General features: G+C 58.9%; 13 protein-coding genes. 7 read left to right on the plus strand and 6 right to left on the minus strand.

Annotated elements, in window-relative coordinates:
- Positions 1 to 55: 55 nt before the first annotated feature.
- The 5 genes from RY075_RS09335 to xthA are packed head-to-tail and all read right to left on the minus strand — an operon-like array spanning position 56 to position 4,850.
- Positions 56 to 676: an ATP-binding cassette domain-containing protein gene (locus RY075_RS09335; RefSeq protein ID WP_047653638.1), complete on the minus strand. Its 621-nt coding sequence runs from the start codon at positions 674 to 676 to the stop codon at positions 56 to 58.
- Positions 676 to 2,205, minus strand: coding sequence for an ABC transporter permease subunit (locus RY075_RS09340; protein ID WP_047653636.1), 1,530 nt, complete (start codon positions 2,203 to 2,205; stop codon positions 676 to 678). Before RY075_RS09340 ends, RY075_RS09335 begins: the two co-directional genes overlap by 1 nt.
- Positions 2,178 to 3,338 carry an ABC transporter substrate-binding protein gene (locus RY075_RS09345; RefSeq protein WP_232967718.1) on the minus strand — a complete coding sequence of 387 codons (1,161 nt, stop codon included), beginning with the start codon at positions 3,336 to 3,338 and terminating at the stop codon, positions 2,178 to 2,180. Before RY075_RS09345 ends, RY075_RS09340 begins: the two co-directional genes overlap by 28 nt.
- A 15-nt stretch (positions 3,339 to 3,353) precedes the next feature.
- A complete protein-coding gene (locus RY075_RS09350) occupies positions 3,354 to 4,037 on the minus strand; it encodes a TVP38/TMEM64 family protein (protein ID WP_276191500.1) in 684 nt (227 codons plus the stop codon).
- 6 nt (positions 4,038 to 4,043) lie between these two features.
- Positions 4,044 to 4,850, minus strand: a complete 807-nt coding sequence (gene xthA, locus RY075_RS09355) for an exodeoxyribonuclease III (RefSeq protein ID WP_022650885.1) — start codon at positions 4,848 to 4,850, stop codon at positions 4,044 to 4,046.
- Positions 4,851 to 5,283: 433 nt separating this feature from the next.
- On the opposite strand from xthA, the gene RY075_RS09360 reads away from it, so the two are divergent.
- The 7 genes from RY075_RS09360 (at position 5,284) to ves (ending at position 12,863) form a co-directional block, all read left to right on the plus strand.
- Entirely contained in the window at positions 5,284 to 6,504 is a 1,221-nt protein-coding gene (locus RY075_RS09360; RefSeq protein ID WP_232967704.1) for an aspartate aminotransferase family protein, read from the plus strand.
- Positions 6,501 to 7,535 (plus strand): arginine N-succinyltransferase, encoded by a 1,035-nt coding sequence (gene astA, locus RY075_RS09365; protein WP_022650887.1) that lies wholly within the window; start codon positions 6,501 to 6,503, stop codon positions 7,533 to 7,535. The genes RY075_RS09360 and astA overlap by 4 nt, the downstream gene beginning before the upstream one ends.
- On the plus strand, positions 7,532 to 9,019 hold the full coding sequence (astD, locus tag RY075_RS09370; protein WP_126814538.1) for a succinylglutamate-semialdehyde dehydrogenase: 1,488 nt from the start codon (positions 7,532 to 7,534) through the stop codon (positions 9,017 to 9,019). Before astA ends, astD begins: the two co-directional genes overlap by 4 nt.
- The gene (gene astB / locus RY075_RS09375; RefSeq protein ID WP_045897545.1) at positions 9,006 to 10,331 is read left to right on the plus strand and encodes an N-succinylarginine dihydrolase; all 1,326 of its coding nucleotides are present in this window, start codon (positions 9,006 to 9,008) and stop codon (positions 10,329 to 10,331) included. The genes astD and astB overlap by 14 nt, the downstream gene beginning before the upstream one ends.
- Before the next feature lie 9 nt (positions 10,332 to 10,340).
- Entirely contained in the window at positions 10,341 to 11,306 is a 966-nt protein-coding gene (astE, locus tag RY075_RS09380; RefSeq protein ID WP_022650890.1) for a succinylglutamate desuccinylase, read from the plus strand.
- Between the two features lie 337 nt (positions 11,307 to 11,643).
- On the plus strand, positions 11,644 to 12,138 hold the full coding sequence (spy, locus tag RY075_RS09385) for an ATP-independent periplasmic protein-refolding chaperone Spy (RefSeq protein ID WP_015570753.1): 495 nt from the start codon (positions 11,644 to 11,646) through the stop codon (positions 12,136 to 12,138).
- Between the two features lie 167 nt (positions 12,139 to 12,305).
- Complete coding sequence (gene ves / locus RY075_RS09390) at positions 12,306 to 12,863, plus strand: environmental stress-induced protein Ves (protein ID WP_022650891.1); 558 nt, start codon at positions 12,306 to 12,308, stop codon at positions 12,861 to 12,863.
- Here the strand turns inward: ves and cho are convergent.
- The gene (gene cho / locus RY075_RS09395; RefSeq protein ID WP_057979962.1) at positions 12,841 to 13,719 is read right to left on the minus strand and encodes an excinuclease Cho; all 879 of its coding nucleotides are present in this window, start codon (positions 13,717 to 13,719) and stop codon (positions 12,841 to 12,843) included. The two genes, ves and cho, sit on opposite strands and share 23 nt — an antisense overlap.
- Positions 13,720 to 13,807: the final 88 nt, after the last annotated feature.

Here is a 13,807-nt window from a genome sequence, read left to right on the forward strand (position 1 = left end):
TAAAAGAGGGGGGCATTGTCGTCTCTCCTGAAGCCAAAAACATTGCGTTAGCACATTATTGCCAGCGAGAAATCTCAATCACCTCGCCGCCGGGCGGAATATCGTCCTCATCATGCGTGACCAGCACCACCGGGATCCTGCGCTGGCGAGTGACCTCGAATACCCACGCCCGGAATGAGGCGCGCAGCGTTTTATCCAGTCGACTGAACGGCTCGTCGAGCAGCAATGCCTGCGGCTGGGCGAGAAGGGCGCGCAACAGGCTGACCCTGGCGCGCTCGCCGCCGGAAAGGGTCGCCGGATCGCTGGTGTAGTGGTTTGCCAGCCCGGCAGTCTCCAGGGCCTGCTCGACCGCGTTGCGGCGGGCGCGCCCGACGATGTGCGCCGGCAGCGCCAGCATCAGGTTTTGCCCCACGCTGAAGGCGTCAAACAGCAGGGCATCCTGAAACAGAATGCCGATCCCGCGCGTTTCCACGGGGAGCATATCGCAGCGGCGATCGTTCAGCCATAGCTCGCCGTGCGCCTTAAAATCAGCGGATAACGCCCCCACCATCCAGGCGAAAAGGGTCGATTTCCCGCTCCCGGAGGGCCCCATCAGCGTGACAATCTCCCCCGCCGGGACGCGGAAGTTGACCTCACGGAAGAGCGGCGCAATGGTGAGATTTTTCACGGTCAGCATTAACGTAATCCTTGTCTGTGACGGCCCACGAGCCGGGAGAGCAGCGCGGCAAGTGCAAATACGCTGCTGGTCAACAACAACAGACCCAGCGCCCGGCTGGCGAGGATCGGAATGCTGCCGCCGCTGCTGAGGGCGACCGCCTCCGTCGTCACGGTGGTGAAACGTCCCGCCCCCAGCCAGAGGGTAGGCATGTACTGGGCCATGCTCACGGAAAAGCCGGTGGCAAAGGCCAGCAGGGCCGGACGAACCATCAATGGGCATTTCACTAGCCAGAAAATTTTCGCCCGCCGCCAGCCCAGCGTTCTGGCAGTGAGGATAAGCCGGGGATCGAGCCGGCGCCAGGCCGGTTGTAGCACCAGGAGCATCCACGGGAGAACCCATAGCATATGGCTCCAGAGCACCGCAGCGTACTGGCCGTCGATGCCCAGCCACAGCGCCACGGCATACTGCCCGGACACGAGGGGCAGCGCCGGGAGGGCAAGCGGCAGCCAGATCCACACCGCGCCGCGCTGGGATCCCCACTCAAGCCAGAGCATGAGGATGGCCAGCGCTGTCAGGCTGGACAGCAGCCCCAGTGAAAGGCTGTCGCTGACGGGGCCGATGTCGTCCCGGCGTGCCAGCATCAGCAGAACCAGCGCACAGAGCACGCCGCACAGCGGCAGTAACCCGCCCAGCACCCGTGCGGGCAGCGCACTATGCGAAGCGCGACGTACCCCGGAGGGGTCAGGCTGGGCGCGCCGCCATGCCGTCCAGAAGCCGTATCCCACCGCGGCAAGCGCCGCCAGCAGCAGGAGCAACACCAGACACAGCAGCGTTCCCTTGGTTTGCTGCTGCGCATCGCCCTGGGTGAGCCACTGCCAGGCCAGCACCGCCAGCGTAGGCGGGTTGCCCGGCCCGAGCACGATCGCCACATCCACCACGGAAAGCGACCAGGCGAGCACCGCCAGCATCACGGCGCCCAGCGCGGGGGCGATTGCCGGGAGGATGAGCCAGTTGAGCGCCTGCATTCGTCCGTAGCCGAAGGTATGCAGGACAATTTTCTGCTGTACGAGGCGCTTTTCAGGCAGCGCGGCGTAGATTGTCCACAGAACGAACGCACTCTCTTTGACCGCAAGCGTCAGGCCAAGCCCGATACCGTAGCGGTCAAGCTGCGGCGAACAGACTGTACAGATCCGGTAAAACTGCCCCCCTTCCGCAAACAGCAGCAGCGCGCTGGTGGCGAAGGCGACGTGCGGCACGGCTAAGAGCCACGGCAAACGGGTGCTCAGGCGCTGCCAGCCTTCACCCGGCCAGAGAAGCGCAAGCAGGGTCAGGGCGATAAACAGTGAGCCCAGCGTCGCGATAAGCGCTGACACCAGCGTGGCGGCCAGCGCCTGCGGCAGCTGCGGGTCGGCAAACAGCGTCGCCCAGTTGCCGGGAGAAAACGCCGGGGCCAGCAGCATGCCGCTGGCGGGAAGCAGGGGCAGATAGATGACCGCCATTGCCGCCCAGACCAGCCCGCTTAGCGGGTTCCGTAGCGGCGAAGCCATTCCTGCTCCAGGGCGTTAACCCAGGCGGCGTGCGGTTCGGGAAGCACATCAGGCGTGCCTGAGGGGGTAAAGGCGCGAAGCTGTTTTGCCGCTTTCGCAAGCAGTTTTTCGCCATCCAGCACGCTCGGGTCACCCCAGACGGCAGGATTAGCTTTGCGGATCTGCGCCTGTGGTGACAGCAGGAAATTCGCCACCACTTTCGCACCTGCGCTCGCGCTGGCGTTTGCCGGGATGGCGACAAAATGGACGTTGCCGATCATGCCTTTGAGAAAGCCGAAACTGTAGCTGTCGGCAGGCAGTTCACCGCTCGCCACCTTTTGCATCGCATGGGCGGGGTTAAAGGTGAGCGACAGGTTCAGACTGCCGCTGGCCAGCAGCGTATCCATGCGCGCAGGCGACGGAGGAAAATCGTTTCCTTCGCGCCACAGCAGGGGGTGCAGCGTATCAAGGTAATCCCACAGCGGCGCGGTGACCTGCGCAAAGGTACTGTCTGGCGCGTTTTTTATCGCCTCCGGATGGGCGGTCAGCGCCAGCAGTAGCTGTTCCAGAAACGCCGTGCCGGTAAAATCCGGCGGTCGTGGATAGCTCACCTTGCCAGGGTGCTGTTGGGCGTATAGCAGCAGCGCGTGGGGATCTGCTGGTGGTGTCGGCATACTCGCTTTACGGGCGATAAAGGTTAATTGTGCGCCGCCCCATGGGGATTCCGCTCCATCGGTCGGGATGGCAAAATCTTCCGTTACCGGTTTACGGGTATCGACGTAGCGCCAGTTGGGCAGGGTTTGCGCCCAGCCGGTGAGCAGCAGGTTTGCCGCTTTCAGGTTGCGGAAGTTTTCCCCGTTTACCCAGAGCAGATCCACCGACCCGTTACTGCTACGTCCTGCGGCATGCTCCGTCTGGATCCGCTTCACCGCGTCGGCGGCATCGGCCAGATGAACGATCTTCAGGTTGATGGCGTAGTGCGTTTTCATCTCGCCGCTTACCCAGTCGAGGTAGCGGTTAACGGCCTCGTCACCGCCCCAGGCGTTAAACCAGACGGTCTGCCCGGTGGCCTGTTGCTGAATGGATTGCCAGCTCTCAGCGGCGAAGGCAGAGGTTGCCAGCAGCAGACTCGTCAGAAACGCGCAAAAACGCACCCGGCGCATAATGCCTCACTTTTTAATCGAAGGGATGTAACGGGAAAACAGCCAGCGAGTGACCAGCGGTAATAACCCTAATAGTGTAAAGGCGAACAGCAGTCCCGGCGACAGAATATCGCGCAGCGAGGTGAGTTTCCCCAGCTCGCGTCCGGCGTTCAGATAAATGACGGTGGCAGGCAGCATCGCAAGCTGGCTGACCCACCAGTAGTGACGCACCCTGAGACGGGTTAGCCCCATCAGCAAATTAACCAGAAAAAATGGGAACAACGGCATCAGGCGCAGGGCAAAAAGGTAGCGTGCGCCGTCGCGATCCATCCCCGCATCGATCGTGGTCATCTGTGCGGCAAAGCGCCGCTGCACCCAGTCGCGCAGCAGATAACGGCTGACGAGCATGGCAAGCGTGGCGCCGAGCGTCGAGGCAAATGACACCAACAGCGTCGCCTCCCACAGGCTGAAAAGCGCCCCGCCGAGCAGCGTCAGAAGCGCGGCTCCGGGGATCGATAGCGCGGAGAGCAGAACGTAAACCGCAAAATAGAACAGCGCGCTCTGAAGGGGCGCTTGCTCCACACGAGCGAGCAACGTTTGCTGGTGTATTTTTAGCGTGTCGAGGGAGAGCATGCCCGGTAGAAGCAAAACAACAATTAAAACAAATGCGCCCAGAAGGGCGCACAGGAGACTGATTTTTTTAATATTCACTGAAGTTTACAGCTTGAACGTTGCCCATACCGGCGCATGGTCGGACGGCTTTTCCATGCTGCGGATGTCATAGTCGATACCGGTTTCGATGCAGCGTTCGGCCAGGGGGGCGCTCGCCAGCAGCAGATCAATACGCAGGCCCCGGTTGTCATCGAAGCCTTTAGAGCGGTAGTCAAACCACGAGAAACGGTCCTGCGTTTCCGGGTTAGCCGTGCGGAAAGTATCCACCAGCCCCCAACCCAGCAGGCGCTCCATCCACTCGCGCTCCTCCGGCAGGAAAGAGCATTTGCCGGTGCGCAGCCAGCGCTTACGGTTCTCTTCGCCAATACCGATATCCAGATCCGTCGGGCTGATATTCATGTCGCCCATGATAAGCACCGGGTTTTCTTTTTTGAGTTCGGTTGTCAGGTAGTTTTGCAGATCCTGATAAAACTTCGCTTTGGCCGGGAATTTGGTTTCATGATCGCGGCTTTCACCCTGCGGGAAATAGCCGTTGATGACGGTCACATTGCCGAGTGCGGAAGGAATTTCCGCCATGATGATGCGGCGCTGCGCCTCTTCACCGTCACCCGGGAAACCACGGCGCACCGACACCGGCGTATCTTTGGTCAGCAGCGCAACGCCGTAGTGGCCTTTCTGACCGTGGTAAAAAACGTTATAGCCCAGCTTCGCTACCTCTTCGAGCGGGAACATATCGTCGTGAACTTTTGTCTCCTGCAAGCCGATCACATCTGGCTGATGTTGCTCAACAATCGCTTCAAGCTGGTGAGGGCGGGCACGCAGGCCGTTGATATTAAAAGAGACAAATTTCATAGTCGCTGCCAATACAAGGTGAATAGTGCAAGGATGGTAGCAGAATTTACGTCGTCTGTTATCCGCTTCGCCCAATTACTGCGACAGATAATGCCAACGGTGCAATATTTGCACCATTTCGGCGCGTTTTGCCCTCGAACAGGGCGTAAACGACCGATAAATTTCGCGAGCGATCACAATTCCAGAATTATATTTGGCCTCTGCATACTCTTTCTTGTTTTCATGCGGCAAAGCGCCGCTTGTCGTAAAAATATTCACTATTTATGCATTATAAGTGAATAACTCCATATTGTAACTCATTGATATTCTGTTACCCAAACCCATTTATGCATTTTTATCGCTGGCTGGCACGAACGCTGCAATCTACATTCACAGTGCAAACACTCAATTATTTAACATTTAAACAACCTTTTATTTACCGGATGAGGTCGCTATGTCTCTGTCAGTTACGCGTGAAAATTTCGATGAATGGATGATGCCGGTATACGCTCCGGCGGCTTTTATTCCGGTACGTGGGGAAGGCTCTCGCCTGTGGGATCAGCAGGGCAAAGAGTATATCGACTTTGCAGGTGGGATTGCGGTGAATGCGCTGGGGCATGCAAACCCGGCGTTGCGGCAGGCGCTGAATGACCAGGCGGCGAAATTCTGGCATACCGGCAACGGTTATACCAACGAACCGGCATTGCGTCTGGCGAAGAAGCTGATCGACGCCACCTTCGCAGAAAAAGTCTTTTTCTGTAACTCCGGCGCGGAAGCGAACGAAGCGGCGCTGAAGCTGGCGCGCAAATATGCGCACGATAAATTCGGCGCGCATAAGAGCGGCATCGTAGCCTTTAAAAATGCTTTCCATGGCCGCACGCTGTTTACCGTCAGTGCGGGCGGTCAGCCCTCATATTCTCAGGATTTTGCGCCGCTGCCGCCGGATATCCGTCATGCGGCGTATAACGATTTACACTCTGCCAGCGAGCTGATTGACGACACCACCTGTGCGGTGATTGTCGAGCCCATGCAGGGGGAAGGCGGCGTCATGCCCGCCCAGAAAGCGTTCCTGCAAGGGCTGCGCGAGCTGTGCGATCGGCATAACGCGGTCCTGATTTTTGACGAAGTCCAGACCGGCGTGGGCCGCACGGGTGACCTGTACGCCTACATGCACTATGGCGTGACCCCGGATGTGCTCTCAACAGCCAAAGCGCTCGGCGGCGGTTTCCCGGTGGGGGCGATGCTGACCACCGATAAATTCGCCAGCGTGATGACCGTGGGCACTCATGGCACCACATACGGCGGCAACCCGCTGGCAACCGCTGTCGCCGGACAGGTGCTGGATATCATCAACACCCCTGAGGTGCTGAACGGCGTGAAGCAGCGTCACCAGTGGTTTGTTGAGCGACTCACGGCCATTAACAGCAAAACTGGCCTGTTCAAAGAGATCCGCGGTCTGGGGCTGTTAATAGGCTGTGAGCTTGCCCCTGAGTTTGCCGGCAAAGCGAAGCTGATTTCACAGGAAGCGGCAAAGCAGGGCGTAATGGTGCTGATTGCCGGTGCTAACGTGGTGCGCTTTGCCCCTGCGCTGATCGTCAGCGAGGAAGAGGTCAGAACTGGCTTAGATCGTTTTGCGCTGGCCTGCGAACAGGTGAAGTCCGGGGTGTCATCATGATGGTCATTCGTCCCGTTGCGCACGGCGATCTCGCCGGGCTTATGCAGCTTGCCGGTAAGACAGGGGGCGGGCTGACCTCGCTGCCTGCCGATGAAAAAACGCTGTCGGCGCGCATTGAGCGCGCCCTGCAAACCTGGCAGGGGACGTTGCCAAAAAGCGAACAGGGCTATGTGTTCGTGCTGGAAGATACCGACACGGGGACCGTGGCGGGGATTTGCGCTATCGAGGTGGCCGTCGGGCTTAATGATCCGTGGTACAACTACCGCGTCGGCACGATGGTCCACGCCTCGAAAGAGCTGAACGTTTACAACGCGCTGCCGACGCTCTTTCTCTGTAATGACCATACCGGCGCCAGCGAACTCTGCACACTGTTTCTCGATCCGGACTGGCGCAAAGAGGGCAACGGTTATCTGCTCTCCAAATCGCGCTTTATGTTTATGGCCGCCTTTCGCGACCGCTTCAACGAAAAAGTGGTCGCGGAGATGCGCGGCGTGATTGATGAGACGGGCTACTCGCCGTTCTGGGAGAGTCTGGGCGAACGCTTCTTCTCCATGGAATTTAGCCGGGCGGATTACCTGTGCGGCACCGGTCAGAAGGCGTTTATCGCCGAGTTGATGCCGAAGCATCCTATTTATACCCATTTCCTAACGCCAGAAGCGCAGGCGGTGATCGGCGAAGTTCACCCGCAAACCGCCCCGGCCCGCGCGGTGCTGGAGAAAGAGGGATTTCGCTACCGTAACTACGTCGACATCTTCGACGGCGGCCCGACGCTGGAATGCGACATTGACCGCGTTCGCGCCATCCGTAAAAGCCGCCTGGTTGAGGTTTCAGAAGGCCAGCCCGCGCCGGGCGAGTGGCCAGCCTGCCTGGTCTCGAACGAGAATTACACCAACTTCCGCGCCATGCTGGTGCGAACCAACCCATCATGCGAGCGTCTGGTACTGACGGCTGCGCAACTGGATGCCCTGAAATGTAACGCTGGCGACACGGTTCGCCTGGTGCGGCTCTGCCCTGAGGAGAAAACAGCATGACTCTATGGATTAACGGTGACTGGGTTACGGGCGAAGGTGACGCGCGGACAAAAACTAACCCGGTCGGCCAGGAGGTGCTCTGGTCTGGGAACGACGCAAGCGCCGGGCAGGTTGAGCAGGCCTGTCAGGCTGCACGCCGCGCGTTTCCGGCGTGGGCGAAACGGCCATTCTCCGAGCGCCAGGCGCTGGTTGAGAAATTTGCTGCGCTGCTGGAGGCCAATAAAGCCGAGCTGACCCGCATCATTGCCTGCGAAACCAGTAAGCCGCGCTGGGAGGCAACCACCGAAGTCACGGCGATGATCAACAAAATTGCGATATCGGTGAAGGCGTACCATACCCGCACCGGCGAGCAGCATACCGAGATGCCAGACGGCGCGGCCACGCTGCGCCACCGTCCGCACGGTGTACTGGCGGTGTTTGGCCCGTATAACTTCCCCGGGCATCTGCCGAACGGGCACATTGTGCCTGCGCTGCTGGCGGGGAATACCGTCATCTTCAAGCCGAGTGAGTTAACCCCCTTAACCGGAGAAGCAGTGGTAAAACTCTGGGAGCAGGCGGGGCTGCCGCCGGGGGTGCTGAATCTGGTGCAGGGCGGGCGTGAAACCGGTCAGGCGCTGAGTGCGCTGAGTGACATTGACGGTCTGCTGTTTACCGGCAGTGCCGGAACGGGCTATCAGCTGCATCGTCAGCTGGCGGGGCAACCGGAAAAAATTCTGGCGCTGGAGATGGGCGGCAACAACCCACTGATTGTGGAAGATCCGGAGGATATCGATGCCGCGGTCCACTTGACCATTCAGTCGGCGTTCATTACCGCCGGACAGCGCTGCACATGCGCCCGCCGCCTGCTGGTTAAGCGCGGCGCGCAGGGGGATGCGTTCCTGAAGCGTCTGGTGGAGGTGAGCGCGCGTCTGGCTCCCGCGAAATGGGATGCCGAGCCGCAGCCGTTTATCGGCGGGCTGATCTCCGGGCAGGCGGCGCTGAACGTACTGAAAGCGTGGCAGGAGCACGTGGCGCGCGGGGCGAAAACCCTGCTGGAGCCGAAGCTGGTTCAGCCGGGCACGTCGCTGCTGACGCCGGGGATTATTGAGATGAGTGCGACGAGCAACGTGCCGGATAAAGAGGTCTTTGGCCCGCTGCTGTGCGTCTGGCGCTATGACGATTTTGAGTCGGCGATCGAGATGGCCAACAATACCCGTTACGGCCTGTCGAGCGGCCTGATATCGCCGCATCGCGAGAAATTCGACCAGCTGCTGCTGGAAGCGCGCGCCGGGATCGTGAACTGGAACAAACCGCTGACCGGTGCGGCGAGCACTGCGCCGTTTGGTGGCGTAGGGGCGTCGGGCAACCATCGCGCCAGCGCCTGGTATGCCGCCGATTACTGCGCGTGGCCGATGGCAAGCCTGGAAACCCCGGCGCTGACGCTGCCGGAGACGTTGAATCCGGGGCTGGATTTTACAGAGGGTGACGCCCATGAAAGCGCGTGAGGTTAACTTTGACGGCCTCGTGGGGCTGACGCACCACTATGCCGGGCTGTCGTTCGGTAATGAAGCCTCGACGAAGCACCGTTTCCAGGTCTCGAACCCGAAGCTGGCGGCGAAGCAGGGGCTATTGAAAATGAAGGCGCTGTCCGATGCCGGTTTCCCGCAGGCGGTGATCCCGCCGCAGGAGCGCCCAAACGTGGCCGTGCTGCGCCAGCTGGGGTTCAGCGGTACGGATGAACAGGTGGTGGAAAAAGCAGGCACGCAGACGCCACACCTGCTTTCCGCAGCCAGTTCAGCCTCCTCGATGTGGGTGGCGAATGCCGCCACCGTTGCGCCGTCGGCGGATACGCTGGACGGCAAAGTGCATCTGACCGTTGCTAACCTGAACAACAAATTCCACCGCGCCAGCGAAGCGGAGACCACCGGGCGCGTGCTGCGCGCCATTTTTAATCATGATGCGCATTTCGAGGTACATTCGGCGCTGCCGCAGGTCGCGATGTTTGGCGATGAAGGGGCGGCAAACCACAACCGTCTGGGCGGCGACTATGGCGAGCCGGGTTTGCAGCTGTTTATCTATGGACGGGAAGAGGGCGGCCACGCCGCGCCGGTTCGTTATCCGGCGAGACAAACCTTAGCCGCAAGCCAGGCGGTTGCGCGGCTGAACCAGGTTAATCCTTCTCAGGTGATTTTTGCCCAGCAAAATCCGCAGGTGATCGACCAGGGCGTGTTTCATAACGACGTCATTGCCGTTTCCAACCGTCAGGTACTGTTCTGCCACGAGCAGGCGTTTGCCCATCAGGAAAAGTTGCTGGCCACGCTGCGCGAACGCGTGCCGGGATTTATGCCGATTCAGGTGCCCACGCAGGCGGTAAGCGTGCAGGACGCGGTCGAAACGTATCTGTTCAACAGCCAGCTGCTGAGCCGGGATGACGGCAGCATGATGCTGGTGCTGCCGCAGGAGTCCCGAAACCATCAGGGCGTCTGGCGCTATCTCAGCGAACTGGTGCAGGCGGATAACCCGATTGATGAACTGCGCGTGTTTGATCTTCGGGAAAGTATGGCCAACGGCGGGGGACCGGCGTGCCTGCGACTACGCGTGGTGTTAACGCCGGAGGAATTGCAGGCCGTGAATCCGGCGGTGATGATGAACGACACGCTGTTCAATACTCTCAATGACTGGGTGGACCGCTATTATCGCGACCGTCTGGTTCAGGCCGATCTGGTTGATCCGCAGCTGCTGCGCGAAGGCCGCGAAGCGCTGGATGCATTATCAACCATCCTGCAACTGGGATCGGTTTATCCGTTCCAGCGCTAAGGAGACGACATGGAAAACTTACTGGCGCTGACGCTGGCCGAAGAGACACCGGAGCGGCAAGAGGGGGCAGGCCCTTCGTTCCACTGGCGATGGCTGGGGCCGGGCGTGCTTGAACTCACGCCGACGGGGAAATATAACCTGTCGCTGCTGCTTTCTACCGGCATTCACGGAAACGAAACCGCGCCCGTGGAGATTGTCGAACTATTGCTGCGCGCGCTGTATCGCGCAGAGATCACGCTGCACTGCCGTCTGCTGGTGGTACTGGGAAATCCGCCTGCGCTGGCGCAAAATAAACGGTATCTCGTGAGCGACATCAACCGCATGTTTGGTGGTCGCTGGGCGCAGTTTCCACAGAGTGATGAGACGACTCGCGCGCAATGGCTGGAGAAGGTGGTCACGGCGTTTTTTGCCGGGGCGGGGGAAACGCGCTGGCACCTTGATCTGCATACGGCCATTCGCGCCTCGTACCATGTGCGTTTTGGCGTGTTACCGCAGCGTCATCAGCCGTGGGATGAGGCGTTTCTGACCTGGCTTGGCGATGCGGGGCTGGAGGCACTGGTCTTCCACCAGACGCCAGGCGGCACGTTTACCCACTTCACCTGCGAGAATGTTGGCGCGTTATCCTGCACCCTGGAGCTGGGAAAAGCGCTGCCGTTCGGGCAAAACGACCTGACGCGTTTTACCCCTACGCATCAGGCGCTCCGGGCGTTGCTAGCCGGGGTTGCGCCGGAACCCACCCGGGAACCCGTCGTGCGCTATCGGGTCGTGCAGCAGATCACGCGTCAAAGCGAGGCTTTCCAGCTTCATATGGCACCCCATACGCTGAACTTTACGCCGTTTCGCCAGGGCGTCCTGCTGGCGGAAGATGGTGAGACGCGCTATGCGGTACAGAAATCCACGGAATATGTTTTATTTCCTAATCCGTCGGTCGCGTTTGGTTTGCGAGCAGGTCTGATGCTGGAAAAAATGCCCTGAACGTCTCCCCTCGCGCAGACCGGAGGGGAAATGAAGAATAAATTTCTTAGCGTTAAAAGCGCTCTGGTATTGTTTGCGGAATATTCCTGGAGAATTGCTTTATTATTAAACGGCACTTCGCTATACTTCTCCATAATCTCTTTAAAATCATCCTTTTGAATATTTTTGTTTCATCTCTCCACGCTTTTTCCTTAATTTCTCCACAATTGGCGAAAAGTTGTTTTTTACACTTTCATTGTTTTACCGTTGCTCTGACTAATTGACGATAAACGCCGTAAAGTTAATCTCGTCAACACGGCATAGCGCCGAAGAATAACTGAAAGTAAGGAAAGACATTATGCGTAAATTAACTGCACTGTTTGTTGCCTCTACCCTGGCTCTGGGCGCTACCAGCATGGCGTTCGCCGCCGATACCGCGACCACTACCGCCGCGCCGACGGAAGGCAAAATGATGATGCATCATAAAGGCAAGCCGGGTATGCACCATGAGATGATGATGTTTAAAGATCTGAACCTCACCGATGCGCAGAAGCAGCAGATCCGCGACATCATGAAAAGCCAGCGTGACCAGATGAAACGTCCTCCGCTGGAAGAGCGCCGCGCAATGCATGACATCATTGCCAGCGACAGCTTCGATAAAGCAAAAGCGGAAGCGCAGATCGACAAAATGGCCGAGCAGCATAAAGCACGCATGCTGGCCCACATGGAAACCCAGAACAAGATTTACAACATTCTGACGCCGGAACAGAAAAAGCAATTTAATGCCAATTTTGAGAAGCGTCTGACAGAACGTGCAGCGCCGGAAGGTAAAATGCCTGCACCAACCGAATAATCGGTTCACTCTCTTAAGACCGCCGGGCTCCTGTCTACAAAAGCGAAAACGCTGTGGACAGGACCGGCGGTTTTTCTTTTATCCCATGCCTAAGGTCTGGCCTGACTGCTGCCGATAATACGTCTGTGAAAATGCCCTGGCGCACGGTGCGTCCTTCAGGAGTGGTCATGGAATTCTTTGATATCCGTAAAATGCCGGTCAGTCTCTGGCGTAATGGTGCGGGTGAGACGCGTGAGATTTGCTGTTTTCCTCCCGCGACGCGGGATTTTTTCTGGCGGGCCAGTATTGCCTCCATCGCCAGTAACGGCGAATTCTCCGCGTTCCCGGGCGTTGACCGGGTGATTACGCTGCTGGAAGGCGGCGAGGTGACCCTGGATGCAGGCAGGGCGTTTTGTCATACCCTGAAGCATCACCAGCCTTACCGATTTGCGGGCGATCTGGCGGTGAAAGCCGTGCTCACAGAGGGGCAGATGTCGATGGACTTCAACATCATGACCCGACGGGATTGCTGCCAGGCAAAGGTGCGCGTTGCTACCCGAACGTTCACTACCTTCGCGTCACGCGGTGGGGTGGTCTTTGTCTTAAGTGGCGCCTGGCAACTGGGCGACAAATTACTGACCGCCGATCAGGGTGCCAGCTGGGAAGCGGGCAGTCATACCCTACGTTTACTGGAAACGAAGGGGTCGCTGCTGTTCAGTGAAATTACCTGGCTGCCGGGTCACTGAGGACGATGATCTCATGTTTTCCGGTTAATAGTGGCTTACAGAGAATTTTGTAACCATCCTGATCGAACCCGGCAGGGGTGCGCAGCAGGGCGGTAGCGTCATCCAGACTTTCAACGGCGCCAAGCCAGAGCCAGTTGCGGATGATGTGATAATGCGTCATCGCATCGCGGGTTTCTTTCAGCGCCACCGCGCCTTCCCACGGCCAGCAGTTAACGCTGATAGAGGCCAGGCCCGCCATAAACCGGGCATGATGTTCTTCAACGCTCTCTTTTCCACAACACGCCCCGGCGCAGCGTTTCAGCGCGGAGCGGAAACAGGCGCGACCGCGGGTGGTGGCTTCCAGTCCTAACAGGCCGTAACAAAGCTGTAATTCATCAGCCAGGGATTGCAGGGTTTGCAGTGCGGCACGTTTGTTGGCAAACAGACCGTAAAGATTGGGTTCATGCGAAAAATCCACTTCCCGGGCATAAACAACCTGCGGTTTTCCTGCGTTAACCTGCAAGGAACACAGCTGGCGGTTGCGGCGCAGGCGTTTGTTAAACAGCGGCTGCTGTTCCTTGATGAGCCGGGCTTCGAGCAGAAGCGCGCCCAGTTCGCCTGCCGTCTCGATCCAGGTGATCCGCCGGGACTGCCTGAGCATCGATGCTTCATCCGGCGTACGCAGGTGCGACATCACCCGGCTGCGGATATTCACGCTTTTGCCGATATAGAGCGGCATGGTATCGCTGTCGCCGTGGAAGAAATAGACGCCAGGCTGTTTAGGCAGAGCCTCAAGCCAGGGGCGAAGATGCTCGGGATATTCGTAGATAGCCGCCGCTTCAAACTCAAGACGCGGGGCGGATTGACGCCTGCTCACATACTGCTCCATATACTGTTCAGGCATACAGTGTAGCAGGTGTTCGGTGGTTAAAAAAGAGCCGGGTGGCGGTTACGCCTTACCCGGC

Origin of the sequence: Enterobacter sp. JJBC (assembly GCF_036936505.1) — a bacterium.
Classification (GTDB): domain Bacteria; phylum Pseudomonadota; class Gammaproteobacteria; order Enterobacterales; family Enterobacteriaceae; genus Enterobacter; species Enterobacter hormaechei_C.

Excerpts from the sequence above, each read along its gene's own strand:
- RY075_RS09335 (WP_047653638.1), bottom strand. The coding sequence starts at position 676 with ATGCTGACCGTGAAAAATCTCACCATTGCGCCGCTCTTCCGTGAGGTC.
- RY075_RS09340 (WP_047653636.1), bottom strand. The coding sequence starts at position 2,205 with ATGGCTTCGCCGCTACGGAACCCGCTAAGCGGGCTGGTCTGGGCGGCA.
- xthA (WP_022650885.1), bottom strand. The coding sequence starts at position 4,850 with ATGAAATTTGTCTCTTTTAATATCAACGGCCTGCGTGCCCGCCCTCAC.
- astB (WP_045897545.1), top strand. The coding sequence starts at position 9,006 with ATGAAAGCGCGTGAGGTTAACTTTGACGGCCTCGTGGGGCTGACGCAC.
- astE (WP_022650890.1), top strand. The coding sequence starts at position 10,341 with ATGGAAAACTTACTGGCGCTGACGCTGGCCGAAGAGACACCGGAGCGG.
- astA (WP_022650887.1), top strand. The coding sequence starts at position 6,501 with ATGATGGTCATTCGTCCCGTTGCGCACGGCGATCTCGCCGGGCTTATG.
- astD (WP_126814538.1), top strand. The coding sequence starts at position 7,532 with ATGACTCTATGGATTAACGGTGACTGGGTTACGGGCGAAGGTGACGCG.
- RY075_RS09360 (WP_232967704.1), top strand. The coding sequence starts at position 5,284 with ATGTCTCTGTCAGTTACGCGTGAAAATTTCGATGAATGGATGATGCCG.
- spy (WP_015570753.1), top strand. The coding sequence starts at position 11,644 with ATGCGTAAATTAACTGCACTGTTTGTTGCCTCTACCCTGGCTCTGGGC.
- ves (WP_022650891.1), top strand. The coding sequence starts at position 12,306 with ATGGAATTCTTTGATATCCGTAAAATGCCGGTCAGTCTCTGGCGTAAT.